This is a genomic window from Flagellimonas maritima, assembly GCF_003269425.1.
GTDB lineage: Bacteria > Bacteroidota > Bacteroidia > Flavobacteriales > Flavobacteriaceae > Flagellimonas > Flagellimonas maritima.
This window is the reverse complement of sequence record NZ_CP030104.1, coordinates 3,155,254-3,180,826: the sequence shown is the minus strand read 5'-3', so window position 1 is coordinate 3,180,826 and position 25,573 is coordinate 3,155,254. Positions and strand designations below refer to the sequence as shown.

General features: G+C 37.4%; 22 protein-coding genes. 8 read left to right on the top strand and 14 right to left on the bottom strand.

The genetic code is table 11. The features are described from left to right. Positions 1 to 156: 156 nt before the first annotated feature. Together HME9304_RS14090 and HME9304_RS14085 are read right to left on the bottom strand one after the other, a co-directional pair. A complete protein-coding gene (locus HME9304_RS14090; protein ID WP_112379192.1) occupies positions 157 to 867 on the bottom strand; it encodes a LytR/AlgR family response regulator transcription factor in 711 nt (236 codons plus the stop codon). After that, positions 864 to 1,913, bottom strand: a complete 1,050-nt coding sequence (locus HME9304_RS14085; RefSeq protein ID WP_164674852.1) for a sensor histidine kinase — start codon at positions 1,911 to 1,913, stop codon at positions 864 to 866. The genes HME9304_RS14090 and HME9304_RS14085 overlap by 4 nt, the downstream gene beginning before the upstream one ends. Positions 1,914 to 2,137: 224 nt before the next feature. On the opposite strand from HME9304_RS14085, the gene HME9304_RS14080 reads away from it, so the two are divergent. Next, a complete protein-coding gene (locus HME9304_RS14080) occupies positions 2,138 to 4,543 on the top strand; it encodes a TonB-dependent receptor (RefSeq protein ID WP_239023291.1) in 2,406 nt (801 codons plus the stop codon). A 137-nt stretch (positions 4,544 to 4,680) separates the two neighbouring features. Here the strand turns inward: HME9304_RS14080 and HME9304_RS17025 are convergent, their stop codons facing one another. The 5 genes from HME9304_RS17025 to HME9304_RS14055 all read right to left on the bottom strand — a co-directional run bounded on the left by HME9304_RS17025 (position 4,681) and on the right by HME9304_RS14055 (position 9,711). Continuing rightward, positions 4,681 to 4,851 carry a hypothetical protein gene (locus HME9304_RS17025; RefSeq protein WP_164674851.1) on the bottom strand — a complete coding sequence of 57 codons (171 nt, stop codon included), beginning with the start codon at positions 4,849 to 4,851 and terminating at the stop codon, positions 4,681 to 4,683. Between the two features lie 116 nt (positions 4,852 to 4,967). Beyond that, positions 4,968 to 5,657 carry a LytR/AlgR family response regulator transcription factor gene (locus HME9304_RS14070; RefSeq protein ID WP_112379188.1) on the bottom strand — a complete coding sequence of 230 codons (690 nt, stop codon included), beginning with the start codon at positions 5,655 to 5,657 and terminating at the stop codon, positions 4,968 to 4,970. Beyond that, on the bottom strand, positions 5,654 to 6,637 hold the full coding sequence (locus HME9304_RS14065) for a sensor histidine kinase (protein ID WP_123877520.1): 984 nt from the start codon (positions 6,635 to 6,637) through the stop codon (positions 5,654 to 5,656). The genes HME9304_RS14070 and HME9304_RS14065 overlap by 4 nt, the downstream gene beginning before the upstream one ends. Positions 6,638 to 6,690: 53 nt before the next feature. Then, the gene (locus HME9304_RS14060) at positions 6,691 to 7,374 is read right to left on the bottom strand and encodes a 3-keto-alpha-glucoside-1,2-lyase-like domain-containing protein (protein ID WP_112379186.1); all 684 of its coding nucleotides are present in this window, start codon (positions 7,372 to 7,374) and stop codon (positions 6,691 to 6,693) included. A gap of 18 nt (positions 7,375 to 7,392) precedes the next feature. Then, positions 7,393 to 9,711 carry a TonB-dependent receptor gene (locus HME9304_RS14055; protein WP_112379185.1) on the bottom strand — a complete coding sequence of 773 codons (2,319 nt, stop codon included), beginning with the start codon at positions 9,709 to 9,711 and terminating at the stop codon, positions 7,393 to 7,395. Positions 9,712 to 10,569: 858 nt separating this feature from the next. Between HME9304_RS14055 and HME9304_RS14050 the strand changes: the two genes are divergently transcribed. The 5 genes from HME9304_RS14050 (at position 10,570) to HME9304_RS14030 (ending at position 14,422) form a co-directional block, all read left to right on the top strand. Further along, positions 10,570 to 11,499 carry a sensor histidine kinase gene (locus tag HME9304_RS14050; RefSeq protein ID WP_123877517.1) on the top strand — a complete coding sequence of 310 codons (930 nt, stop codon included), beginning with the start codon at positions 10,570 to 10,572 and terminating at the stop codon, positions 11,497 to 11,499. Then, entirely contained in the window at positions 11,490 to 12,200 is a 711-nt protein-coding gene (locus HME9304_RS14045; RefSeq protein ID WP_164674850.1) for a LytR/AlgR family response regulator transcription factor, read from the top strand. Before HME9304_RS14050 ends, HME9304_RS14045 begins: the two co-directional genes overlap by 10 nt. Before the next feature lie 176 nt (positions 12,201 to 12,376). Continuing rightward, on the top strand, positions 12,377 to 13,480 hold the full coding sequence (locus HME9304_RS14040) for a pyridoxal phosphate-dependent aminotransferase (protein WP_112379182.1): 1,104 nt from the start codon (positions 12,377 to 12,379) through the stop codon (positions 13,478 to 13,480). A 14-nt stretch (positions 13,481 to 13,494) separates the two neighbouring features. After that, positions 13,495 to 13,935, top strand: coding sequence for a nuclear transport factor 2 family protein (locus HME9304_RS14035; RefSeq protein ID WP_164674849.1), 441 nt, complete (start codon positions 13,495 to 13,497; stop codon positions 13,933 to 13,935). A 10-nt stretch (positions 13,936 to 13,945) separates the two neighbouring features. Then, a complete protein-coding gene (locus HME9304_RS14030) occupies positions 13,946 to 14,422 on the top strand; it encodes a nuclear transport factor 2 family protein (RefSeq protein WP_112379180.1) in 477 nt (158 codons plus the stop codon). A 650-nt stretch (positions 14,423 to 15,072) separates the two neighbouring features. On the opposite strand, the gene HME9304_RS14025 is transcribed toward HME9304_RS14030, so the two are convergent. The 4 genes from HME9304_RS14025 to HME9304_RS17020 are packed head-to-tail and all read right to left on the bottom strand — an operon-like array spanning position 15,073 to position 19,688. Then, the gene (locus HME9304_RS14025) at positions 15,073 to 16,890 is read right to left on the bottom strand and encodes an OmpA family protein (RefSeq protein ID WP_112379179.1); all 1,818 of its coding nucleotides are present in this window, start codon (positions 16,888 to 16,890) and stop codon (positions 15,073 to 15,075) included. Positions 16,891 to 16,892: 2 nt separating this feature from the next. Next, complete coding sequence (locus tag HME9304_RS14020; RefSeq protein WP_112379178.1) at positions 16,893 to 18,875, bottom strand: flagellar export protein FliJ; 1,983 nt, start codon at positions 18,873 to 18,875, stop codon at positions 16,893 to 16,895. A gap of 7 nt (positions 18,876 to 18,882) precedes the next feature. Continuing rightward, positions 18,883 to 19,506 carry a hypothetical protein gene (locus HME9304_RS14015; protein ID WP_123877514.1) on the bottom strand — a complete coding sequence of 208 codons (624 nt, stop codon included), beginning with the start codon at positions 19,504 to 19,506 and terminating at the stop codon, positions 18,883 to 18,885. 26 nt (positions 19,507 to 19,532) lie between these two features. Then, complete coding sequence (locus HME9304_RS17020; protein ID WP_164674848.1) at positions 19,533 to 19,688, bottom strand: hypothetical protein; 156 nt, start codon at positions 19,686 to 19,688, stop codon at positions 19,533 to 19,535. A gap of 775 nt (positions 19,689 to 20,463) precedes the next feature. Between HME9304_RS17020 and rimK the strand changes: the two genes are divergently transcribed. Both rimK and HME9304_RS14005 read left to right on the top strand, forming a co-directional pair. Beyond that, the gene (gene rimK / locus HME9304_RS14010; RefSeq protein WP_112379176.1) at positions 20,464 to 21,339 is read left to right on the top strand and encodes a 30S ribosomal protein S6--L-glutamate ligase; all 876 of its coding nucleotides are present in this window, start codon (positions 20,464 to 20,466) and stop codon (positions 21,337 to 21,339) included. After that, positions 21,329 to 22,294 carry a succinylglutamate desuccinylase/aspartoacylase family protein gene (locus tag HME9304_RS14005; protein ID WP_112379175.1) on the top strand — a complete coding sequence of 322 codons (966 nt, stop codon included), beginning with the start codon at positions 21,329 to 21,331 and terminating at the stop codon, positions 22,292 to 22,294. Before rimK ends, HME9304_RS14005 begins: the two co-directional genes overlap by 11 nt. A 185-nt stretch (positions 22,295 to 22,479) precedes the next feature. On the opposite strand, the gene mgtE is transcribed toward HME9304_RS14005, so the two are convergent. Genes mgtE through HME9304_RS13990 form a run of 3 tightly spaced genes read right to left on the bottom strand, consistent with a single transcriptional unit; the run spans position 22,480 to position 25,410 of the window. Next, positions 22,480 to 23,793: a magnesium transporter gene (gene mgtE, locus HME9304_RS14000; RefSeq protein ID WP_112379174.1), complete on the bottom strand. Its 1,314-nt coding sequence runs from the start codon at positions 23,791 to 23,793 to the stop codon at positions 22,480 to 22,482. A 10-nt stretch (positions 23,794 to 23,803) separates the two neighbouring features. Beyond that, the gene (locus HME9304_RS13995; protein ID WP_112379173.1) at positions 23,804 to 24,616 is read right to left on the bottom strand and encodes a CBS domain-containing protein; all 813 of its coding nucleotides are present in this window, start codon (positions 24,614 to 24,616) and stop codon (positions 23,804 to 23,806) included. Then, on the bottom strand, positions 24,613 to 25,410 hold the full coding sequence (locus HME9304_RS13990) for a mechanosensitive ion channel family protein (RefSeq protein ID WP_112379172.1): 798 nt from the start codon (positions 25,408 to 25,410) through the stop codon (positions 24,613 to 24,615). Before HME9304_RS13990 ends, HME9304_RS13995 begins: the two co-directional genes overlap by 4 nt. Positions 25,411 to 25,573: the final 163 nt, after the last annotated feature.

Here is a 25,573-nt window from a genome sequence, read left to right as displayed (position 1 = left end):
CATTAGCTGACAAAAGAAAATAGGTTGAGATGGGTGCGCATACGGTATACGTTCTTGTTTTAAGGGTGTTTCAGCGATTTTCGACCAAATATGTACATGTCTAGCATGAATACAAAATCACGTTCACCTGAGAAAAAATCAAGTGTGATCTTGAGATTAAATCGATTTTAAAAAGGGGAGTAGATTGTCTTTGTAATTGTTTCCAATCGGGATTTCCATCCTTCCGATTTCAACATCATTTTTGGTGTAGGCGGTAATTTTTTCGCTGTTCACAATATAGGAACGGTGCAAACGAATAAACCGATTATCCAATCGCTTTTCAAAAGCAGAGATACTTTCTTTTACGGTTAATGGATCTTCTTCTTGAAAGTGTATTTTAATATAATCCTTAAGACTCTCGGCATACAAAATAGTATCAAAAACAACCTTAATCTGTTTTTTGGCCTTGTTTACAAAGAGGTAGTCACTTGCATTGGAGGTAGTATTATTTGAGTTACTTACTTCAGTCTTTTCTACCTGTTTTAAAAATTTCTGAATTGCCTGAAAAAAGCGTTCAAAGAAAATCGGCTTCAATAAGTAATCTAGCGCGTTCAGTTCAAAACCGTCGACCGCATAATCTCTATAAGCCGTGGTGAAAATTACCTCGGGTTTATGAACCAAATTTTTAAAGAAATCTGTGCCCTTTAATACTGGCATTTCAATATCTAGGAATAAGAGGTCAACCTTGTTTTTGCTTAAAATAGTACTTGCATCGATAGCACTTGGGCAAGAAGCCACGAGTTCAAAATCCGGAATCTTCTCGAGGTAGCCTTCAAGTAACTCCCTTGCCAATGGTTCATCATCTATAATTACACATTGGTAACTCATGCCATGGCTAGTTTAAGATTGGCGGAAAATGTACTTTTCCCATTTTCTATAATAAGGTCGTAAGCCTTAGGGTATAAAAGCTCTAATTGCTTTTTTATGTTTTGAAGTCCAATTGATTCTTTATTTTCCAATTTTTCGGATACCGCGGGCTTGCTGTTTTCAACTTTAAAAAGCAAATCTTCTCCTTTTTTAGAAATGGTAATATTTATATGGGCCTGATTTATCTCATTGGCAACACCATGCTTAAAGGCATTTTCCACAAAGGTCAGCAAAAGTAAAGGTGCAATTTTTTCCTGGCCAGTTATATTTTTACTGAACTCGATTTTCACTCTATCCGCATAGCGTATTTTTTCTAAGGAGAGGTAGTTTTCAATAAGCTCGATTTCCTTTTCCAGCGAAACATAGGATTCATTGCAGCGGTACAGTATGTAATCCAATATTTCCGATAATTTGCGAATGACTTTTGGGGTGTCTTCCGATTTCTTCAATGCCAATGCATATAGATTATTCAATGTATTGAACAAAAAGTGTGGATTTAATTGGTTTTTCAATGCGGCAAGTTCGGCAGTTTTCTTCTGTTCGTTCAATTTTAGCAATTGCTGCTTTTCGGTATATAACTTTAGTACTAAGATTAAAAAGGTGGGATAAAGCAAATACAATGATTTGGAAACGAATTCACCAAAATTTAAAAAGCGTCCAGTAAATGAGGGGTCTTCAAACCGCTTGATATAGTTCACATAAGTTGACGGAAACATTGGTTCAAAGAAGTGAATGAAAATAAGGTTGCAAATGGCATAAAATGAAAAGAGCACCAATGTAACGCCTACTATAAATGCACTTGTTTTCCCTCTACTTAAAAGTTTTGGAATTAAAACCTCAACAATAATGAAAGCCATTGCAATTTGAAGTGACACCCTAACACCAAAAGTCACCACTAATTCATAGGTGCTTGTATAGTACCAACTTGAAGTTGATGCGGAGAAAGCAAAAATCAAAAGCGCAAATACCAGGTATTTGTACTTTGAAACTTCTAAAAAATGCTGCATTCTTTGCCACATATTTATTGCTTTTGTCATAAAGATACAAATCTAAAGTAGGGCTCTTTAAATAACCGACCAATAGCGTATTAGCGATGCCAGAAACTTCCCTTTTGTAGACCAAAATATTCAGCCCCATTTGTGTGGTATTTAACATCCTTAACTGGCTATGTAACCTCACAGGTAAAAAGGTGCCATTTCTACTTCTAGTTTCGTCTAAAATTTAATTTTTCATGATGAAGCATTTTCCAAATTCTTATTTTTTAGTAGTCGCTCAAAAGAGTTTAAAGTTCCTTTTTATATCGATTTTCATATTGTTTTCCTTTTTTAGTTTTGGTCAAAAAGGAGTTATTTCAGGCTCGGTGTTCGATACTGGTACACAAGAACCTATCCCATATGCCAATGTGATTCTGAAATCGGGCGATTCTATTGTTACAGGGGGCATCACAGGGGAGAACGGTAGTTTTGACCTAGATAATATTTTATTCGGAAACTACAATTTTGAGGTCCAATATATCGGCTATAAAACACACGTTAAAACACTAACTCTCGATACCGATCTTAAAAAATTGAGCTTGGGAGCTATTTTTATAGAAGAAGATGCTGTGGCATTGGAAGCTGTCGAGGTCTCTGCAGAACGTTCTACGATAGAGCAGAAAATTGATAGAAAGGTCATCAACGTTGGGAAGGACCTTACCACCGCCGGTGCTTCCGCAAGTGATATAATGGGCAATATTCCATCGGTGAGTATTACCCAAGATGGGGATTTATCTCTACGTGGCAATGAGAATGTACGTGTGCTTGTAGACGGTAAACCTACAAATATTAGTTCTCGAGAGCTTTTACAACAGATACCCTCCACATCTATTAAAACCATTGAACTGATTACGAACCCATCTGCAAAATACAATCCTGAAGGGATGAGCGGTATCATTAATATCACTCTGAAAAAGAATACCAGCCTAGGGTTCAACGGTTCTATAAATACCGGTTTTACCTATGGGGAACGTGCTCGCTACAATAATTCCCTGAGCTTAAATTATAGAAACGGAAAAGCCAATTTCTACGGTAGCTACGGCAACAGATTGGGAGAGGGAGTTACCAACGGATTCATCAATAGAACCGTGGAACGCACGGGCCAAGATATTTTAAGTGTTGCCGACCGCACTTCGCACTTGTTCAAATTTGGGGTCGACTACTATATCAATGACAAAAACACATTATCTGTTTACACCAATCAGAATATATTTGATGCTATATCGAATGCAGAACGAAACATTACATTTTTAGACGATCCAGGTTCAGATTTTAATCAGTTCGATTTGATCAATCGGGATAATACCAATGCCTCCTACAATGTAGATTTTAAGCATGATTTTTCAAACGAAGGACATTTCGTAGAACTGGAAGTTGATTATAACACCTTAAAAAGTGACACCAATAATGATTTGGATTTTACTGGAAATACGCCCCTAGCAAACTATGATGAATTTATTGATGACACCCGAACCAACACCACCATAAACTTGGATTATGTAAATCCGCTCTCCGAAAATGCAACTCTAGAAATTGGTCTGGAAACTCGTTTACGACGCACGGAAAATACTTATATCACTGACCGTTCCGATTTTAGGAATTCAGATTTTAGATATGATCGTGATATACATTCCTTTTACACCACTTTTAGCCAAAGTTTAGGTAAATGGCAATATAATCTTGGAATTAGATTAGAAGATTACAATGTGGATACCCAATTCAACGAAGTTTCGGAAGCGCCATTTAATTTTACCGATAAGCTTTTTAATATTTACCCATCAGGTTTCTTAAAATATAGTCCTAGCGAGGAGAGCAAAAACTCGTATCAGTTGAGTTTTAGCCGAAGAATTGACCGCCCTTCTTTAAATCAGATCAATCCTATCAGGCAGTTAAGTACACCACAGTTAATCCTTACGGGAAATCCAAGTTTGGTACCTCAATTCACCAATTCGGTAGAACTCAATTATAGCAGAAGACTTGAAAAAGGCAATTTTACGTTTGGCGGTTTTTATAGAAGAATCAATGACGAAATCAATAGAAGAGGGTTTTTCGATGAAGACAATCCTACGGTCTTAATCGTTGATTACGATAACTTTGATAGCAATGACGCCTACGGAGTTGAATTATCCGCTACTTATCGGCCTACCCATTGGTGGAGCCTTAACGGAAGTTTTGATGTGTACTCAAGAACCCAAAAAGGTTTTATCGAGGGAGAAAGCGTGGAAGTGAACAATACGTTAATGAATACGAAGCTGAATAACAGTTTTAAAGCCACAAAGGACCTCACCTTTCAATTATTTACGTTTTATAGTGGAAGGCAAAGTGTTTTACAATATGATTTAAAAGATAACTTCTTTATGAATGCCGGTGCCCGCTACAATTTTGCCAAAGGCAAGGGAACACTTAGTCTAAACTTCAATGATATTTTTAGAACACAACGCTTTGCTTTTGAAACCTTTAGAACCATCATTCAGGAGGGACAGTTTAAAACAGATTCACGTTCTGTTTACTTAGGCTTAGCATACCGCTTTGGAAGTGGAAAGAATAAAAGTGTGAAAAGGAAAAATAGGGATAAAAACGAGAAGGCAGATAAGCTTCTGTAGCATTTCTATTTACAAAAATTTGGATTAGTGTTTTAAATTCTCCCTATCTATGGCCATGTGTCATGGGTAGGGAGTTTTTTATAGTTATGCTTTTTAACTAAGGTGCCTCAAAGGCCCTACCAATTTGGGGTATAGATTTAAAATTCTTTAGGGATGTCTACTTTTTCATACCTGCTACTATAGTTTTCATCTCCAAATTCCAGAAAATTGGCAGTATGTTTCTTTAGTCTTTCTTTTATGAATCCGCTACCTTGAGGACTGTGAAAGTAGGTTTGTATCGTAAGTCCCGCCCTGAAATAAGTTGACACAAAATTGATTTGCAATTAAATTAAACATGAAAAATAGGACAATTGCTTAATCGGTATGGTTTAAGTGGCAATGTACGCCGTAAGTGTTGCTAGAAAGTTGACAACTGTAGACGATCTTAAAAAAGCCCTGTTTTTTGTAAAGCCTCTAAAAAATCTTGTTTATAGGTTCTGCCAATGGGAAGAGTATTACCCTTTACGAAAACTTGATTTCCAAACACCTTTTCTATCTGGTCTAGGTTAACCATATAGGAACGGTGTATTCTTCTAAAACTAAACGGATTCAATTTCTCGACCCAATTATTCAAGCTATCTAAAACCAACACTTCCCTTTCTTGCGTCACAACGTTGACGTAGTCTATCTCGGCTTTCAAATAAAGAATATCCTCAATGGCAGTTTTGTATATGGTTTTATCAGCATAGAGAAACACCTGATTTTTCTTGTCTTTTTTGTGTTGTTCCAACAGAGAACGAGCCCTAGCAAGGGATTTATAAAAGCGTTCATAAGAAAATGGTTTAACCAAATAATCGGTAACCGCTTCTTCAAAAGCTTCAATGGCATAATTTGGATAGGCCGTTGTAACGATAACCATTGGAGGGTTTTGCAAAGTTTTTAAAAAGGATAGCCCATTTAACTCTGGTAACTGAATATCTAAAAACAGTATGTCTGCTTCTTGCAATTGTTTTGGAGGAACATCCAATCCGCTTTCATAAACACCTAAACAATGTAAAAAGGGTGTTTTTGCAATAAAGGCTTCCAATATTTCCACAGCGGACGGCTCGTCCTCTAAAATCACACATTGAATCATAACTGCATTTCTAATTTCACATTAAATACCTGTTTTTCTTCTCTTACTTCCAATGTGTGATTTTCAGGATATAATAGCTGTAATCTATTCTCGGTGTTCTTTATCCCGACACCACTTTCCTTCCAATCCACATTAATTTCTTCAACTGCTTTATCATTAAATGGATTGTTGCAAAGAAAACTTAGCTTTTTGTTTTGCAGCTTTATGTTCATATCAATTTTGTGCCCTTCTCCTTTTAAGATACTCGTGTATTTGAAGGCATTTTCTACAAAACCGATACATAACAAAGGTGCGATTTGCTGTGTTTCATCATCTATGTTAGTGGAAAAATTTACAATCACTTTCTTCGCCAATCGTTCTTTTTGTAGATGCACATAATCCTTTAAGTGTTGTATCTCCTGTTCAATAGTAACAAACTCCTTTTGGCCCTCATGCAGCATATATCTAAATCCATCAGAAAGCTTTAAAATCAATTCAGGTGTTTTATCATCTTTTCTAAGCGCATTCGCATAGATGGTGTTTAGCGTATTGAACAAAAAATGCGGATTCACCTGCGCCTTAAGCGCTCGTATTTCGGCTTGTTGTTTTTCTTGCGTAAGTTGATGTATTTCTAGCTGTTTTTTATAACTTCTTTTAATGATGAAAATGGTAAAAAATACGAAGCCGAATGCAATGTAGGTTAATGATTGGGAAACAAAATCTAACCAAAAATCATGTAATTGCGGATGAAAATAGTTATCGATATACTCATATCCCAAGACATTAAGCACAAAGACAATAAGCAAAATTGGTAGATATTTAAGTTGCTTCTTCTTAGGGAAATACCATACATATAAAAAATATGAGATGGTCATCTTAAAGAATAACGAATTCAGCTCATGCAAAAAAGACATAGGATATCCACCTTCTCTCCCCATATACTTCATATAAGGATAAAATAATACCACGCACCAGAGAAGCCCATGAAAATAGGGTTCCATTTTAATGAACTTCTGATAGGTATTTTGGTTTTCCAAGAGTTACAAATAACGCCCTATTCGTATGAAATAACAATATCTTTAAAAGCGGCCTTGGCAAAAATGACTTTTTCTCCAGTAGTACCGCTTATTCTAAAAATCAATCTGCCTTTTTGATAGGGGTCAGTATCTTCTACATCAAAAAAAGTTTTTCCATTCATCTTGAACCATAATCGGTTTTCTTTTTTTCCAATTTCGATATCGTACCATTGGCCAATTTCCATGATATTTACCTCCAGTCTTTCATTAAAACCTCTGGAACTGGGTGGTATATTCTTGAAAAAGAAAGGTGTAATACCGTGCGAGCGATTATTTATGGTTAAGTTGTACTGTTTCATATTACTTCGCCAGTCCCATACCTCTCGCGGGGTAGCCGAAATCGGAGGGACTGAAAAAGTGCCGTAATTACCTTCTTGCAAGACCGAAAACAAGGTAATCAACACGGTTGATTCCGATAGTGCCTTTACTTTATACGTAAGTGTAAAATCAGTCTCATATTCTTTAGGGCTTATTAAAAAATACCCATCTGAGCCTTCGGTTTCCTCAACAATTAGCATATCATCCTCTACGGTAGTTTTACCTTTATCAAAAGTTTGCCATGTAGCCAATTCCTCAGGTGTTATTCGTTCTTTTTTTTGCCCGCAGCTAAAAGCCGTAGCGATTAACATTGCAATAAGTGCTATTTGTAATCTTGTTTTCATAAATAGTAGTTTAAAAAATTAGTCTGTTGTACCACCGTATTGGTAGTTTCTGTTCTTTCTGTTTCTTGTTTTTCCTTTATTTTGAAATAGCTTGTAGCTCGCGCTTAAAAGAAAGCCAAAGGTCTGTGATTGAAAACGCCATACCTCATTCTGTTTTACGTTTTGGGTAACAGCAGTTCTATACATTAAATTATTATCCAGAAGGTCAACAATACGCAAGTTCATAGCCAACCTATTTTCTAGGAGCTTTAGCCTAACCGCGACGTCTATTCGATTTCTAGGTTCAATAAAATCGAAGGCGTTTTGTGTTTTAAAATTCTGTCTGTAAGAGATATCCGCACTTAAGGCCTTACTTATTTTAAAGGTGTTTTTAAAAATCAGGTTAGATGAATACAGCTCGTCCCAACTCAGAAATATATCTTGGTCTACTGTGGTGTGATAATAGTTGGCGGAGAGTTGACTGTTCCAGAAATCCATGAGTTTATAACTCACACTTGCCTCCACCCCGTAAGAATGTTTTTCACCTATGTTATCAAAAACGTTGCGCAGAACTCCTTCGGCATCAATATTCTGCAAACGCTCTATGACGTCAGTTCTGTATCGATAAAAGAAAGCAGCAGATGCACTTAACTTCTCTCCATTGTACTGGTAATTGGTTTCTAGGTTATTGCTGAATTCTGGACGAAGACCAGGATTGGCAACCCATTCAAAATATTGATTCCGAGCTTGAAAAGGATTAATGTTCCTAAAATTTGGTCGCGATACCCTTCGGCTGTATCCCATATTTAATGTGTTTGCTTCATTAATACTATAGGATACATGAAGGGAGGGGAAAAAGTTTGAAAACTTTAAATCTGTGGTTTGGCTATTGGAAAGATTAATAGAATTAGATATAAGGTTTTCATATCTAAGCCCCACCTGATAGGTTAATTTTCCAGAAGTAATATTGGTTAATCCGTAAATTCCCAATAATGATTCATCATATTTAAAAACATCGAATGATTCTGAAGCTCCAGCGAGATTAGTAAAAAGAGAGCTGGTTAAGTTTCTACCGTTCCAAGAACCTCCTGCTTCTACCAAAATTTTTTCTGTTAGTGGTAAGGAATAGTCCAATGCAATAGCATTGAGAATATTATCGTTTCTGCGCTCCTCGTTGAAAAGGAAAACATCTTCTTCAAAATCAATAGCGGGTAAAAGATTATCGTTGTTGGAAAACTGATAATCAAACTCTAAAAAGTGATTCTTTCTAGTAAACTTTGTCCTATAATTGACGTTAAAATTGGTGGTTTCATGGTCGTGCGAAGAATTACGGGTATATACATAATCCTCCCTATCAGTCACATTGCTGTAAAAGGTATCGTTAAAAAATCCATGAAAATCCCTTGTATAATCTAACCCAACGGAGAGTTCATTATTCTCGTTGATGAAAAAATCCAACCCAGTATCCAATCTTCTTGACAGGCCATAAAAATCATGAGGGGCAAAAAAATCTCGAGTATTCCCGTTATCATATAATTGAGAAATAGATTGCTTACTGTTCATACCCCTGCCGGTTTGTGAAAGGTTCCATCTAAAATTAATCCAAGAAACATTGTAGTTACCGTCGACCCCATAACTATAACGCATAGTTCCAGCTCCTGCATTTAAGTTCGTATTTAGGCCCTTTGCACCATTCTTTTTAAGAATTACATTAATAATGCCCGAAAGCCCATCGGCCTGATTTTTAGCCGAAGGTGAGGTAATAATTTCTACGCGCTGCACTGATGATGCAGGTAACTGTTCTAACAGTTCTGTGGGGTTCATGCTGGATGGTTTCCCGTTAATAAGAAGGCGAACATTACCGCTTCCTCTTAGCGATAAACTTCCAGTACCCAAATCGGTCTGTATTTCTGTAATTTGGTCAAAGGCATCAAGTGTGGTAGCTCCTGCCTGTTGTAAGTCGGCCCCTAGATTAATGATTTTTCGGTCAATTTTTAGTTGCGAAGTAGTTTGTTCTCCCTGCACGACTACTTCGTCCAGAGCTGTAATAGATGGTGTGAGGACAAACCTAATATTTTTAAGATTTTGTATTTCTGTAAATTGAACTGTGGTATTTTCATACCCAATAAAACTGACTTCAAAATGGGTGAAGTCTTCTGCTATTTTTAATTTGAATTGCCCGTTTTCATCTGTTGTTGTACCGTTCACCAGAACATCGGCGTTATAAACAGCCACTGTTGCAAATGGTACAGTTTCTTTAGAATTATAATCTTCAACTACTCCTTGATAGGTGTCGTTTTGTGCGTTTACAAAACAACAAGCCAATCCAAAAAACGGTAATAGAATTAAGAATCGCATTTGCTTTACTTTACAGCAAATGTGATAGAATGCTATTTTAAAGAAAATTTTATTCTGTTAGTGTGTGGGTTTGGTCTGTAAATGACAGCTGAAAACCACTATATTTTTAGTTTACAGGCAGGTTTTATGTTATATTTTGTTGTCTTCTAAAAGGAACTTTTAATTAGACAAAATTCATTATAATATTGGAAATTTTTTTAAATAACAATTATATAAGTGACTTCTCCTGAAACAATATAATCGACTATTATTAAACCAGAATTTTCATATTTAGTTATCTTAAATTGTTGATAACTCAAAATCCTCCTATTGTCTATTTTTAAAAAAAATTGGCCGGCAAGATTTATAGGAAAATCCTTGTTTGTCGGTAACTCGGGTTTGTATGATAAAGGAATGGAAAAGGAGATTTGACCATTCCATATTTATTTTTCTTCAATGTTCAATAATCTCTAATTACAAATGAAAGTTAAATCTATGGCCGTAATCTGGAATAATTCTTTTGATGAGAATTTTATATCTTTTGTCAAACAACCTTTCTGAAGGATATTATACATTTTAGAAGAAATAATAGGTTCTTTTAAAAGAATTGTATTTTGTTAACGGTTTAGAAAATACCCAATAGTTTTGAATTTTACCCTAAATGAAAGTATTCTGGTCATTGTTTCCATTCTTGTGACATCAGGATGTTTTAATGTAGCGCTATACTTTGGGTACCATAGAAAATTGGCTTATTTATTCTTTGCTTTTTATTGTTTTTTCCATTGTTTCAAAATTTACCTCAAAACATACCAAGACAACGAAATTCTAATTCCTCTATTTAGTTTAACTGCGTTCGATCTGGTTTATCTGTCGGTACTTATGGGCATGATTTCATTGAGTGCTTTTTTGGCTCTTCGCTTTGAGCAACCGTATAAAAGTCTTTTGATCCCTGCCTACATTATGGTTTCACTGTGCTTCTTTTTCTTTATTGAAGAGCTACATTATATCTTTTTTAGTCTTGGAATTGCCATGATTCAATCGATTTATGCCTTACGTGCCAACAAGAATGCGATGCTCATTTTAGTTGGTCTCGTAGGCTTTGCAATTTGTGAAGGCCCTGCTTTGGCCGGTGTCCTGAACTGGGGCTATTTTGTTGGAGTCATCTTCTTGATATTATGCATGGTATTGTCCTCAAGTATAGAATTAGCGGCGCAAAACAAGGAATATCAGAATGCATTACTGCGCTCAGCACGCCTAGAGAATCAGTTATTAAAGACTACCATTCAACCTCATTTTATATTGAACTCGTTAACTTCACTACAAGAACTAATCGAACATGATCCTCAAAAGGCCTCGAACTTTGTTCACGACCTTTCAAAGGAATTTGAGCTTTTTGCAAAAATCAGTGATAGAAATTTGATCCCTGTCATGGATGAAATCGCACTCATTAACTCATATATAGGAATCATGAGTGTTCGAAAAAGTGTACGGTTTGAACTAAAAACAGAAAATCTCTCAGATTCGGACGATATTCCTCCTGGAGTATTCCTTACCTTAATAGAGAACGGTATTTCCCATGGCTATGAGAATAGAACGAAGGGAACTTTTAGAATTTCAAAGTTTGAAAATGGTAATTCTATAGTTTATCGCGTTTCTAACGATGGTGATGTTAGCGGAGAGTTCAATAATTCAGGTATTGGGCTGAACTATGTTTTGGCCAGGCTAAAGGAATCCTATGGAGAAAATTTTAAATTCGAATCTTCTGCCGTGTCGTTTGGATGGCAATCAACAATAAACATATGGAGTTAAAAAAAATACTTATATGTGAGGATGAAAAGCTGGTTGCCAATAGATTGAAGCGATTTGTGGAGAATACAATCGACTTTCCCGCTCAGATCGAGCTGGTGCCCACCCTAGATCGGGCTTTTGAGTTTCTCTCTAAAAATAGAATAGACCTGCTTTTTCTTGATCTTAACCTGCATGGAAGGAACGGTTTTGAGATTCTCAAAAAACTGGCTTCTGAATCGTTTCACACCATTATTGTGTCTGCCTATACCGATAGGGCCATCGAAGCCTTTGAGTATGGCGTTTTGGATTTTGTAGGCAAACCATTTACAATGGATAGGTTGAAGATAGCGATTGATCGCTTCAAAAAAGATGATACAACAAAAGTCCATAGTTTAAGATATATTGCGATAAAAGGCAGAAAAGGAGTGGAGTTCATTTCCGTTGAGGATGTTGATTATATAAAGGCCTCGGGCATATACTCTGAACTAATCCTAAAAGATTCGACGGTAAAAATTTATGATAAGCCTATGAACCAGTTATTGAAGCTATTGCCTGAGGACTTTGAAAGAATTCATAAGTCTTTTGTAATTCCCACTGGGCACATAAAATCCATTTCCCAAAGAAAATCCAATACGTTTGTTGTTGAGTTGAAATCGGGTAGCATTGTCCCGATTAGCAGAACCATGCGTAAAAAGTTAATCAATAAGGCTTCTTCGGCCTAAATACAAATCAATGCCCAAGAACTGTGATGGTTAATTCGTTAATCACACCACCTCTTGAAATTTCGCCGTACCCGCTCTAACAAACTTTTTAAATGTTCAATTGACAGTTGAGAAGGTTGCCTCATGAGTCTTGAATTATATTCTATTTCTTGCTCTTGAAACTAAATTCCAAATGTATGAATCGAAGAAATTGGATTTCTTCATCGCTGATACTTGGTTCAACGGCAATTTTGGCCCCAACGGATGTAATTGGGGCAGAACAATATGGGACCAATAAGCCTACGGGAGTAATCAAGTTAAATTCGAATGAAAATCCGCATGGCCCATCCAAAAAAGCCCGTGAAGCCATCGAAAAAGGAATCATAAACGGCAATCGGTATCCAAACGAAATAAGGGAACGATTGATATATAGTATCTCCAATAAATTCGATCTAAGCGCAGAGTCGGTTATTTTAGGTGCTGGATCTTCGGATATACTACAGCTTTTAGCCTGTTGGTGTGTCAGCGAAAAACATAACATAACCACTTCAAAACTTACTTTTGATATTCTTCCCAATTACATCAAAAGATTTGGTGGAAAGGTTTTAGAAACTGAACCAACACACGAAAAAGGTTTTGACCTAAATGCCATCGAAACCATATCCGAGAAAAACCCTGGAGTTGTCTATTTGGTAAACCCCAATAACCCAACTGGGTCAAAAGTTGATTATACTGAGTTGTCGAGTTTCTGCGAACGGGTCTCCAAGCATTCTTACATCATTGTAGATGAGGCCTATATAGAGTACCTTATAAGAGATGAAAGTATGGTGCCTCTTATAAAGAAAAATCCGAAAATTATAGTTGTACGCACATTTTCGAAAATTTATGGACTTGCCGGTTTACGCGTCGGTTATGCATTGACAGATGCCAGAATAGCCGGTGTGTTAAGGGCGTATCAAATATGGACAGCCTCAAACCTGAACAGTTTAGGAATTGCGGCTGCTATTGCAAGCTTAAACGACCCAACTTTTGTTAAAACATCAAGGTCAAGAAACACCGAAAATCTTCACTACACGCTTAATGAATTACAAAAATTAAAGCTGTACTGCGTAGAACCGCACGCCAATTTTATTTGGTTTAGAGGCAAACCAATCGAAGGGGATTTAAATAAAATTTATGCCAAGTACAGTATTATAGTCGGGGTAAAAGAAATAGACGATGCTACTTGGATACGAGTAACTATTGGCAAAAAAGAAGCAATGCTTCGTTTTATTGAGGTTACAAAATTAATATGGAATTAAAATTAATGAGAAGAATGAGAACAATTAAGTTGACCATCGGTATTTCTTTACTATGTATATTTTCTTATAGCGGATATGGGCAGTCCGGTAAAGAAGAATATCACGCAATCGTCGAAACGCTCAATTATTATCTGGATGGGGGTACTAATAACGACTTCAGTACCTTGAAAAAAGCATTTCATGACAATGCTATTATGAGTTCTATTGGCGATGATGCATACCAAGAGGTAAATGCCCTGGAGTTTTTTGGTAATGCCATGAAGCCGGGACCAAAATCGAATAGGGAGACCTATATAGTACATATATCCCAAACAGGTACAACGGCCAATGCGCGTTTGGAACTTATATATTCCGATGCCATAATCACCGATTACATGAATCTTCTAAAAGTGGATGGCCAATGGAAAATTGTTAGTAAGATTTTTTTCAAGAAAGTACTATTGAACAAACCATAAAGCTCATCAAATGAAAAAAACAACAATTTTATTATTAATGGCAATTCTAAGTGTTTCATGCAAAAACAAGAATGGCATTCATCAGGAACAAAAGGGGGATGTTGTCAAGATTACAGAGGAGGAGGCCTTGAATTTATTGCATACTTGGACGAATGCATATCTGGCTGGAGACGTCAACTCTCTAAATGAGGTTCTGGATAATTCTTGGGCATACTCCGGTTCTGCAGACGGGAAAGTGTCGGATAAAACAACTACAATTGAAGAATTCTCCAATGCCGACTATACATTTCATAACATATCTTATGACGATTTGAGTACCCATATATACGGTGACATCGCAATTGTAAGGGGTAAAGAAAGTATGGTGATTGTGGGAAGCTCAGGTGAGGACACTACTAAATTGAGACTTCGTTTTACTGACGTTTACCAGAAAATTGATGGAAAAATCAGGGCAATATCCACACACAGTTCACCGATTATTGATTAGTGCAGGTGTTTGAATTCTATAAAAAATGCTCCGCATAGGTATCTTCGCCTATCATTGATTATTGAGTTGATAAGAGCTATTATAATAGAATCACCTTCTAGCGAAAGGTTATTTAAATAAGATTGAAATGCTCTTGAATCTAAAGTATATTTCAAATTAGATGTCCGAGCTTTAGGGAGTTTTACGAATTACTTAAAGTCAATTTCCCAACAAATTCATTAACTCTAATCGACCATTTAGGATATCTAGAAATTCGTACTACGGAAATCTAGATTTTAATATGAAATGAGTTCCATAAAAGGTACGTTAGAAAATTACTAAAATAAATCACAAATGGGACATTCTCAGAGAAAGTAGTCTGGTTTTTAAAAACGTCCTCATAAAATGATTTTTTGAAAGAACTACTCTAAAAAGGTAGGTCGCAAAATCATATTTCTGATAGACATGACCTATATATCTTCATGAAGGGTAGAAAGTTGTTTCGATTTCACTTACGGACATACCATCTCTTTCAATTTTTGATTTGTGTTGTTCAGTAGATCTTCTAACCCCAATGCTTCTGTTTGAGCCAAATCTTGACCATAGTTACTACCAACATCAAGAGTTAGAATAATGACCGCTATAATATGTATGGTTTTTATAATTGTCTTTTAATTGGGTAGTACCAAAACCTCGACTCTTCTATTTTTTGCCCGATTTACGTCACTATTGTTTTTGACCAAGGGTTTTGACTCCCCCAATCCAATTTCTTTCCACCTAAAATTGCTGGAGGGAATCAATATCTTAAGTTGCGCAGAGACACTTTTAGCCCTTGCCAATGATAATTTTCGATTGGTTTCATCACTGCCCACATCGTCCGTATGACCCTCGATAATAACATTGCCTCTCTTGAGTACTGAGATGCTTTTGGCTAATTCTTTCAACGCTTCAATACCTTCGGGCTTTAGTTCAGATTTACCTGTTCCAAACAGTACCTTGCTATCCAAATTCAAGCGCATGGCAGCCCCAATAGCTGCTATTGCATCTACATCTGCTCCTGGCAATGCGCTTTGTTCCTTCAAATCTTTAAGCCGAACATAATAGAATAGTTCGCCCGGTTCTACGAAGGCTGCAATATCCACCTCGGCCACACCACCATCAATTTTGCCCACCTTGATCCATTTTTTACCATCTTTTGAGATTTCAAGACTGGTAGGCTCTATTGCGCCGATTTCAAAAATGTAGAGGTCGGGTCCATTTACATCAGTCAAGGCATTGTCTAAAAATTGTACGGTCAAATCTCCTGCCAGCCCAAGACTATAGATACCAGTAATATCTTCAGCATCAAAGCCAGCTATGACATCAGGTTCGCCCAGAACATTCTTACTGTCCTTGGTCAGAAGTTTTGGGTGGTTCACTTCAATCAATTTATCGGCAAATGCCAATTTACCAAGCGGAAGATACACTGCTTTTTTTGTAAAACCACTACCAATGTAGGTGTCTCCGGCCTCTTCCCCGAAATATAGATCAGGGTTCAACTGCTTAAATTTTTTCATGGCCGCCTTCGATTTTCGGGCAATATCGGAATGGAAAATCTTGGTCGTCTTTTTGCTGTGGGTTATGGCTCTTTGGTACCTAGGACTTGCTTTTAACTTCCCCGAGGTAATATCCCTTTCGGTCTTTTCGAGTTTTGCCAGTAGCTCCCTGCCTTCTTTCTTGCTATGCAACTGCCCGGAAAGCTTTCGAAGCTGCTCTATTTGATTAACCTCTTCCGGGCTGGCCTTGGGTTCGTTCTTTCGTTCAACATCATTGAATACGTATTGGGCATCATCAAGATCCATTTGCTCCATAACATTGGTGCCGGCCAGGGAATCTATCAACTTTAGCTTTTCCATAGTGGCATCCGGACCAGATTCGGCCTGAACCAAAAGAATGGCTTCTTCCAAAGACACTCCTGTAGGGGTATTTTTGTCTTTAAGCTGTTGTTTCGAGATTTTGCCTTTGTTGGCGAGGGTAGCTTTTTCTTTAATATCCATTTCTCTTTGCTTTCTGGCCTCCGCTGCCAGAATGGCCAAACTATCGGGATTGCTGATCAATTTTTCCATCTCTTCGCGATTGACCCCACTTTTTTCGAGCATGTCCAAAATGGCTTCGGTCGTAAGCATATCAGATGAAGACATATCCTTGGTCAATAGCTCCTGAAATGCCTCTGAAGCGCCTTGGTCATCCATACCGCTCATCTCTAAAAGCTTTTGTAGAGCTTCCACTTCGGGTAGGGTAGCATTGTCGCCTTTGCCATCCTCGCCTGTATTGAAAAGGCCACCCAATTGTTCTATGGATGCCTCTACATCTTCGGAAGAAACATCGGTGCTATTTTCAGTTTTGTCACTCTCAATTTCCCCTAGTGTATTTGTGGGTTCTTTGCTGGGGATTTCATTACAGGAAACAAATAGTATAAGCAAAGCAATAAGAGTTCTAAAATGTTTCATAGTTAGTTTCTTTTGTATTTATCGGCCATAAATTGGTAATAGATAAAACCGGCATGGTTGTACCAATTTTCATAACCTAGCAGTCTCTCACAGCGATCAATCTCTAATAGATTCTCTTCTAAAGCTTCAATCATTTCAGCATATTTATCATCATATGCCTTATTGAGTGTCGGAATCGATTCTTTAAGAATAATCATTTTTTGACTTTGCCATGCCAAACCCGAAACTCCATGAACTCCTGATACGTTGTCACCAAAGGCAATACCAGCATTGATTTTTTTCATGGAGTGGGCATAGATTATCCGTAGTCGTTCAAGGTTAAGCCTTCTTTTGTCCAATTCTATATAGGCCCTATCCAAACAATTGCATGCCTCTTCATTTGCGCTACCGCTATTACGGTTAGATGAATCTGCATTATTTTGGGATTGTGAAGATGATGGAGAGTTCGAGTTGTCATTTGATCTATTCCCAGCATTTGAACCATTACTTCTATTCCCTAGCCCTTTGCCTTGTGAATCGTCATTTTGTTCTTCTTTTTTTGCATCCTCATCTTCTTTTTCATCTTCATATCGTTCGCGCAATTTTTTAAGACCACGTTCTAGCTCCATATCATTTCGATTTCTTTGTTCCTGAAATCTTGTCTGCATTTGTTGTATTCGATTTATATGAGACCTGGAAAAGGATGCGGTTTGATTGGCGTATGCAGTGGTCAATGTTGCTACCAATTCGGCGTTTCCCTCCGCTGCGGTTAATTGGGCATTAAAGGTTGTCCTGGCATTATCCATTACTTGCTCGTGAACTTTATTTTCATATTCCAATTGTTCATCCAATGTTTCCTGGGCTTGTTGGTTGCGATTTTGGTGTTCATTTCTTAATTGATTTTTTTCTGCTTCGTAATCTTGGGCTTTTTCATCGGACATTGGAGATTCGAAGTCCTCATTCAAACCTTTAGAACTGCTGCTGTCAGATTCAGCATCAGCAGAACTATCTTCGGAATTTGGGTTCGAAGAACCACTTGTCATAGAAGTATCTTCAAAATTTCCAGATACTATACTGCCTCCTAAGGTAGAAGTGCCATATCTGGGAGGAAGACAAGAAGAGGGTAATCTAGGGCCGCCACCAGTGCTTACATCCGCTTCAGCATCCGCGTCTGCTATAGGGTCAAGGGGTCGTCTTCTACCCAAGTAGCCTGCATCTTGAAGATTACGTGCATAGGTTCCCAAATCTTTTACGCCTGTGTATTCTTCAAGAAGACCATTAAGTACGACCTCGCTCATTGATTGTGCTTGGGCTTGTATGACTTCATTTCCCCCGAAAAAGAGCACGAAAATCAATAACATAGCGCCTTTTTTCTTTCTAAAGACCATTACCCCTAGAAGTACTGCTATTATGACCAGAATGGCGATTAAAGCTAAAGTCAAATAATTTGTATCGGAATTGTCATTTGAATTGTCACCATTTTTTCCAACGGTAGTTACGCCATAGCCATTGGTATTTTGATTTAAGGCCGTATTTTCTTCCGAAGCGGGATAATAAAGTGTTCCCATATCTGGAACTAATGCACCACTTGTCCATACCGCCAAATAAAAAGGTTTACCAGGTACATCACTGGTTACTACTACTCCAAATCTTCCAGCAGTATCAAAGCGCTCCTGAAAAGCACCATCTTTTAAATAGCCATTTATTTTGCTATCCTCCCAGTGATCTTTAACAATGTCTACCTTGATTTTTGCAGTTATATCAGTAGAAAGTACGGTTACCATTACATTTTGAATTAAAATGGTACCCTCAGCCCAAAATCGTAGTGAGTCCTTCACGGTATTTCCCTTCATATAGGTTGAAATCACTTTCTCGTTTTTAGAGTCTGGGCTAAATTCTAATGTGTAAACATCATTTTCGGCATCAAGCTCGGGCATTTTGAAGTCTTCTTGGCCGAAACCAAGTGCTGCTAAAACAAAGATGAGTATGGTAGCTGATATTCTCATGTCAAATTTATTTTCTATGTTTCTTTAAAAGATAATTGGCCAGATCGGTCATTTTAAGGCGTAGTGCTTCGTGCTGTTCTTCTGTTCGATCGGTATTTGCATTTTTTTTATCATAATTGATCAAAAATGCCTGATCGTAATTCTCATTGTAGATGATCATCCTTCCTTGGGCCGGTTGGTAGGCCAGATAGCAGTCCCCCGTTTCAGCGAGAGCTATATCCATGCCCATAAATTGCGTACCTTCTTTTTTATATTTTAGATAGTTTGCTATTTCCTTCCTGTTTTGCCCTTTGGAGCTTGGAAAGGGGCCCCAGTAGAGTCGTGTGCCACCTCCCAATCTGTTTTTGCCAAAACCATTGAGATTAAAGGTGCATTTTCCAGGGGTTTGGTATTCTGAAAGACTTAAGTCAGCTTCCAGAACTTGCAATACCTTTGCTAATTCTGGAATGTCCATATCACAACTATAATTGATAAGGAGTGTGCTATAATCACCAGACTTCATGGGCTTAGCTCCCTCTTTTTTTGTCTTGGTTGTAGTGGCTTGCGATTCCGTAGCTGCCGACTCTTTTTTTGTAGCGGTATTACAGGCCATACAAAGCCCCAATACGAGTATTGCTATACTTTTTTTCATTGCTATTTGTTTAAAATTGGTCATTGTCATTTTTTCTTGTTGAATGTGATTTCCTTAATAATCCTATTCCCATGCATTATTTTCAAGACATAGGTGCCATCTTCTAAATAATTGATGTTTAAATAAATCTGGTTTAGGGGGATATTCTCAAGGTTTCCTTCCAAAGATTTTTGCCTCTTCATTTCCTTATTGAAATTGGAGACAAATGAAATTCTGCCCTTATTTCTTTACTAAAGTAGGGGAGACTTGGAGAAAGGCCTATGAAATATGTAACAAAGGGTATGACGTATGTAACAGAGCTGGGGACGCCTATTTTTACTGGGATTCCAAAGTGGTAGATTTTTTTAGAATGTTACGTCGGGGGCATTTGTAGGCTTCTCTGAAATACTTTGTGAAGTAAGCGGCATCATTAAAGCCAACACTGTACCGTATTTCCGAAATAATTGTGTTGCCAATTTAAGTCGTTGTAAACCAATGAATTACGATGCAGACAAACTGGTAAGGGTTTTCAATTTTCTGTGCAACTGCATTCGGCTCATATGCATGGACTTGCTAAAATCTTCAACGGTAAATGATGGTTCTACCAGTTTTTAATCAATGGTTTCCTGGACTCTGCTTCATTAAATTCAAAGTTTGGCACGCGAAGATATTATCGATTTAAAATGTTATTGATCGTGAATATATAATGGAGTATATTTTTGTTATGATTTTAGCGATTTTATCTGGCTGCTTCAGCGGGTTCACCCTTGGTTCTTTTAGTTTGAACCTAACTGGCCTAAAACGTAAAATCGAACTTGGTGATACTAGGGCAAAAAAAAGGCTATCCCATTCGTGAAAATTATTGATTGCGGTCAATTAATGAGTATCTTGTGATTGTTGTAGAGAATATTCTTTTTCATTTAGAATCATCTTGATAATACCAACTTCTTCTTTTTAATCTAAAATCTTAAAACAAGTATGAAAATAGTCATCCTCTCCCAAAACGCCAACCTTTATTCTACCAAACGTCTTATCGAAGCAGGTAAGGGCAAGGGTCATGAAATGCATGTTATAGATCATGCTAAATGTGACCTTGTCATCGAACGAAAAAGACCTGGTCTTATTTATAAGGGAGAAGAAATAGAGGGTGTAGATGGTGTTATTCCGCGTATTGGATCATCGATTACTTTTTATGGAACTGCCGTGGTCCGCCAATTTGAAATGATGAAGGTTTTTACCGCGGTCGAGTCGCAGGCCCTTGTGCGCTCTCGAGACAAGTTGAGAAGTCTTCAGATTTTATCGCGAGCAGGATTGGGACTACCAAAAACCGTATTCAGCAACTACTCAAAAAATGTAGGAGCCATTATTGATAAAGCTGGTGGTGCGCCCGTTGTCATAAAGCTTTTGGAAGGTACGCAAGGTCTGGGGGTGGTACTTGCGGACAATCGAAACTCGGCAGAATCCATTCTTGAGGCCTTTAATGGATTACAGGCACGGGTAATTGTTCAGGAATTTATAAAGGAAGCCAAAGGTGCAGACTTAAGGGCATTTGTTGTAGATGGTGTTGTTGTAGGGGCAATGAAACGACAGGGAAAAGAAGGCGAGTTTAGGTCTAACCTGCACCGTGGAGGTTCCGCAAATATCATAGAACTTAGTGATGAGGAGGAAAATGCTGCAATTAAGGCTGCAAGAGCTATGGGCCTGGGTGTTGCAGGTGTTGATATATTGCAATCGGCAAGAGGTCCATTGATATTGGAAGTAAATTCCTCACCAGGACTGGAAGGTATCGAATCGGCTACGGGGAAAGATATTGCCAGTATGGTCATAAAATATGTTGAGCGTAATGCAGAGTGAAAAAATTGAAGTTCTCGGTCATGCCATTTCCAACGGAAAAGGAGTACAACTTAACCTGGATATTGCGAAGTTACATACCAGAACTAAAATCCAAGTGCCCATTATTGTGGAACGTGCCAAAAAGGACGGTCCTACCTTATTGATTACGGCAGGTATACATGGAAACGAAATAAACGGTATTGAAATTGTCCGAAAGTTAATATCCAAAAAGTTCAATAAGCCTGAACGCGGAATGGTTATTTGTATTCCCGTTGTAAATGTTTTCGGGTTCTTAAATCAAAAACGACAGTTTCCAGATGGTCGTGACCTGAACAGGGTTTTTCCAGGAAGTCCCAGAGGTTCACTGGCAAGTAGATTTGCCTATCACATCGTAAAGGAAATTGTACCGTTGATCGATTATTGTATAGACTATCATACTGGTGGTGATGGACGTTTCAATGTTCCCCAAATACGAATTAGTGAAAATGATGATGAGATTTTAAATTTGGCAAAAATATTCGCACCACGTTTCGTGATCCAAACTGAACATCGGGATAAATCTTTTAGGCACACTCTTCAAAAGCTTAATAAAAAAGTTTTGTTGTTTGAAGGAGGAAAGTCTTTACATATTGACGATAAGGTTACCAATGCAGGAGTTGTTGGAGCATTACGAATTATGGAAAATTTGGGCATGAGGGATTTTAGCAAGGAACTTGAATCAATAGAGGGTAAAGTTTTTAATACCAGAATCATAACCAAATCTAGTTGGGTGCGTGCCAAATATTCGGGTATGTTCCATTGTTTTATACGATTGGGCAGCAAGGTGAACAAAGGAGATATTATTGGAAGTATTTCCGACCCGTTCGGATACTTTGAAAGGAATATAAAAGCTCAATTCCCCGGCTATGTTATCTGTATCAATCAATCGCCCATCGTAAATCAAGGTGACGCTATTTTTCATATTTCAAAGCAATAGTATCCTTATCAAAACTTAACTTCAATATTGCTTTAAGTAAAAGGTATTGGTATATATAAAATTATACTCTAATGGACTATGCATCAATATCAAGACCGTTAATAAGTAAAGTCATAAAACTAAAAGTCCCATAAATTATTTTAATGTTTCGCTATTGGTTTTAATTTTCCGAATGGTATATAACATTAGACAATTCCCAAAATAGAAGATAAAGCCGTTGCCAATCCCAAAAAGCTAAGAAAACCACAGATATCCGTAACAGTTGTAAGGATTATGGAAGATGAGGTGGCCGGGTCCTGTCCTATTGCTTTTAGCCCTATGGGAATTATGGCGCCAGCAAAACCTGCTATGACCATGGATACTATCATGGAGATTCCTATTACTATTGCAATTCCAGTTGAGGATGCCCAAAAGTAAACAATGATACCTGTGGTCAGCGCAACAGCAACTCCATTTATAAATCCGACCATAATTTCTTTTCTGGCTACTTTAAACCATTGTGATATTCTAATTTCCTTTAATGCGAGCCCACGCATGGTTACTGCCAAAGCCTGTGATCCCGTGTTACCTGACTGACCTGCGACCACTGGTAAAAAGATGGCCAATATTGTAATTTTTGCAATGGTATCTTCAAAAAGTCCGACCACCATGGAAGCTAAAAATGCAGTCGCAAGGTTGACTTGTAACCAAGGAAGCCGTTTGCGTACCGCAAAGGAAATCTTGGACATTGCCTGTTCTTCCCTACCAGCACCGAACATTGCCTGTAAGTCTTCAGTAATTTCTTTTTTAGTTTCACTTATTAAAGTATCGTTCCTAATTACACCTAAAAGATTATTATGGATATCTATGACGGGAATCTGTAAAATGTCTTCTTTATCCATAACTTTTAATACTTCTTCCCTTGAGGCCATGGCATTAATAGAAGGGGCCCGTTCCATTAGGTCAATCAATATTTTAGTGGGTTCGGAAATAGCGATCAGTTGCACGGGAACTTTTCCCAACAAAATTCCTTCGTTATCAATTATATAGACAACGGCGATTTTACGGTCGCCAAGTTTGCGGATTCTTCGTAGCACATCTTCGACGGTATCCATACTGAAAAAAGTGATAACCGATGTTTCCATGAGATGTCCCGCGGTATCTGGTCGATAATTTAAAAAGTCCTTTATTTCCCTTGAAACCAAATTTGGCAATAGGCCAAGTTTTTTATCAACTTCTTCCTTGTTGAGCCTAGAAAGTAATCGAGCGCCCAAATGTGTATTTACATTGGCGAACAATCCAATAAAAAGGGATTCGTCCATCATTGAGATTAAATCGGTAATCGTATCGGGATTAAGGTTGAACAAAATAGCCCGTGCAGTATCGAAGGGTAAATCTTTTAAGTATTCCAGTATTGCATGTTGAGGTACTGATTCCAATGTATGTGCCGCATCTCTTGGATATTTGGTAAAATATTCAATGCGTAGCGCATTTTCAACTGTTTCAGCTTTTGGTATCATTTAAATTTTTTTATGATGATTGTTTACCTGCACTTTGCAGCAAGCCTGTAAGTCCTATTAAATACAATTCGCCAAGGGCACTGCCCGTTTGCAGGATTCCCCTGGTTGAATTATCGGTGTCCTTTGATCTAATATTCATTATCGCTTTATACGAAAGCGTTCCAAGAAGTTTTTTTGATCTATTGATAACTGGAACATGTCGATTTTCATACCAAGCATTATGGTTGAAAATTTTTTTTATGGGGGTATCTGTAAAAAAATTTGGTGTTGGTCTTATATTTAATTCTTCAAGTTTACTGTTCTTATCTGCGAGCAAAAGTTGTTTTAGTCTTACCACGCCTTTCAAAACGCCTTCCAAATCCACAACATATAGGTTGGACTCCAAATCTCCCTCGTTTCTCCGTATCTGTTCAATAGCATCAGCAACGGTCGTTTTTTTATCGGCTCCAACGGCAGGGACCATTAACGTTCCAACAGTATTGGGAATCTGCTCTAATTTCAGTTTAATAATTGTAGATTTTTTAGGGGACATAGCATCCAATAGATTTTTACGGAACGGTTCCTCAAAATGCCTGCACAAGGATTCAGCCATGGAGTCGCTGGTATCCTCAATCAATCTTTTAGTAAGCTGTGGTGGTAACATAACAATGCATTTAGCTACTTTGTCCACCTTCATTAAGTTGAGTAATTGTACACTTTGCTCAACGGGCAATTCTTGAATGAATTCCGCTACCTCCGATTCATCCAACATATCCAATGTTCGAGCTGCGGCAGATGGATGATTCTTTATAAAATCTTCTAAGACAATCTGGTTCGGATTCATTGATCAACTTTTGTTATTAAAAAGGATTTGGTTTCATTGAAATTTTTTGCAGGTACGGTCGCTTGCCCTATTTCACTATCGAGAATAACGCTTGTAGCATCGATTTTTACGATTGTACCTTTTATTTCTCCAATTTGTACTTCATCTCCCTCTTTATATCTCTTACGAACATAGAAAGACGCTAAAATATTGCTTATTGAGGTCCTCGCACCTAAACCAAATGCCAAAGCAGCTCCAAATAGAAGAGCGGCCAAGACAATATCAATAATATTAACTAGAAAAGATATTTCAATCCCGATTTGATCCATGGCAATAACGATTGCCATGGCAAGGAGTAAGAATCTTGCAATTCTCCCCAAGGTAGTACCATATTCCAACCCTAAACGCTTGCTAACGGATATTATGAGATCGGATAAAAGGTTTCCGATAATGATTGAGGCAAAAATAATGAGGATGGCCGCAAGTAAATTTGGAACATACTTAATTACGCTTTCCAGCCAATTTGTCAAAACTGTCAGTCCTAAAATATCGGTAATCAAGAGAATACTTGAAAAAATAATGAGCCAGAAGAAAGCTACGCCTATGAAAGAACCTGCTTGTTTAAAATTAACAGTCTTAAATCTGCGGCTTACAATAACCGCTATATAATTAACAAATCGAATTACAATATATTTGACCAATCGTGCAATTAAATACCCACTGCCCAAAACCAAGAGTGAAATAATAATGTTTGGGGCAAGCTCTAAAAAATGATTCTTTAATTTGCTTAAAATTATATTGATTTCTTGCATCATATTATTTTAAAGATATTGAATTAATTAACAAGCATACATTTTTTTGGTGAATACACATAGAAAAAATAAATAGTAAAGCATACATGCGCTTTACAGATATGGTCTTGTTATCAAGCTTGATAATTTAACGTAAATGTATGTTGATGTTCATATAAGGTTGTTT

What these genes read in the sequence shown, in the direction of transcription:
- HME9304_RS14025 (WP_112379179.1), bottom strand. Translation starts at nt 16,890, where the DNA reads ATGAAACATTTTAGAACTCTTATTGCTTTGCTTATACTATTTGTTTCC.
- HME9304_RS14070 (WP_112379188.1), bottom strand. Translation starts at nt 5,657, where the DNA reads ATGATTCAATGTGTGATTTTAGAGGACGAGCCGTCCGCTGTGGAAATA.
- HME9304_RS14085 (WP_164674852.1), bottom strand. Translation starts at nt 1,913, where the DNA reads ATGCAGCATTTTTTAGAAGTTTCAAAGTACAAATACCTGGTATTTGCG.
- HME9304_RS14015 (WP_123877514.1), bottom strand. Translation starts at nt 19,506, where the DNA reads ATGAAAAAAAGTATAGCAATACTCGTATTGGGGCTTTGTATGGCCTGT.
- rimK (WP_112379176.1), top strand. Translation starts at nt 20,464, where the DNA reads ATGAAAATAGTCATCCTCTCCCAAAACGCCAACCTTTATTCTACCAAA.
- HME9304_RS14060 (WP_112379186.1), bottom strand. Translation starts at nt 7,374, where the DNA reads ATGAAAACAAGATTACAAATAGCACTTATTGCAATGTTAATCGCTACG.
- HME9304_RS13995 (WP_112379173.1), bottom strand. Translation starts at nt 24,616, where the DNA reads ATGAATCCGAACCAGATTGTCTTAGAAGATTTTATAAAGAATCATCCA.
- HME9304_RS17020 (WP_164674848.1), bottom strand. Translation starts at nt 19,688, where the DNA reads ATGAAGAGGCAAAAATCTTTGGAAGGAAACCTTGAGAATATCCCCCTA.
- HME9304_RS14090 (WP_112379192.1), bottom strand. Translation starts at nt 867, where the DNA reads ATGAGTTACCAATGTGTAATTATAGATGATGAACCATTGGCAAGGGAG.
- HME9304_RS14035 (WP_164674849.1), top strand. Translation starts at nt 13,495, where the DNA reads ATGAGAACAATTAAGTTGACCATCGGTATTTCTTTACTATGTATATTT.
- HME9304_RS13990 (WP_112379172.1), bottom strand. Translation starts at nt 25,410, where the DNA reads ATGATGCAAGAAATCAATATAATTTTAAGCAAATTAAAGAATCATTTT.
- HME9304_RS14055 (WP_112379185.1), bottom strand. Translation starts at nt 9,711, where the DNA reads ATGCGATTCTTAATTCTATTACCGTTTTTTGGATTGGCTTGTTGTTTT.
- HME9304_RS14080 (WP_239023291.1), top strand. Translation starts at nt 2,138, where the DNA reads ATGATGAAGCATTTTCCAAATTCTTATTTTTTAGTAGTCGCTCAAAAG.
- HME9304_RS14005 (WP_112379175.1), top strand. Translation starts at nt 21,329, where the DNA reads ATGCAGAGTGAAAAAATTGAAGTTCTCGGTCATGCCATTTCCAACGGA.
- HME9304_RS14065 (WP_123877520.1), bottom strand. Translation starts at nt 6,637, where the DNA reads ATGGAACCCTATTTTCATGGGCTTCTCTGGTGCGTGGTATTATTTTAT.
- HME9304_RS14020 (WP_112379178.1), bottom strand. Translation starts at nt 18,875, where the DNA reads ATGAGAATATCAGCTACCATACTCATCTTTGTTTTAGCAGCACTTGGT.
- HME9304_RS14030 (WP_112379180.1), top strand. Translation starts at nt 13,946, where the DNA reads ATGAAAAAAACAACAATTTTATTATTAATGGCAATTCTAAGTGTTTCA.
- mgtE (WP_112379174.1), bottom strand. Translation starts at nt 23,793, where the DNA reads ATGATACCAAAAGCTGAAACAGTTGAAAATGCGCTACGCATTGAATAT.
- HME9304_RS14040 (WP_112379182.1), top strand. Translation starts at nt 12,377, where the DNA reads ATGAATCGAAGAAATTGGATTTCTTCATCGCTGATACTTGGTTCAACG.
- HME9304_RS14045 (WP_164674850.1), top strand. Translation starts at nt 11,490, where the DNA reads ATGGAGTTAAAAAAAATACTTATATGTGAGGATGAAAAGCTGGTTGCC.
- HME9304_RS14050 (WP_123877517.1), top strand. Translation starts at nt 10,570, where the DNA reads ATGGGCATGATTTCATTGAGTGCTTTTTTGGCTCTTCGCTTTGAGCAA.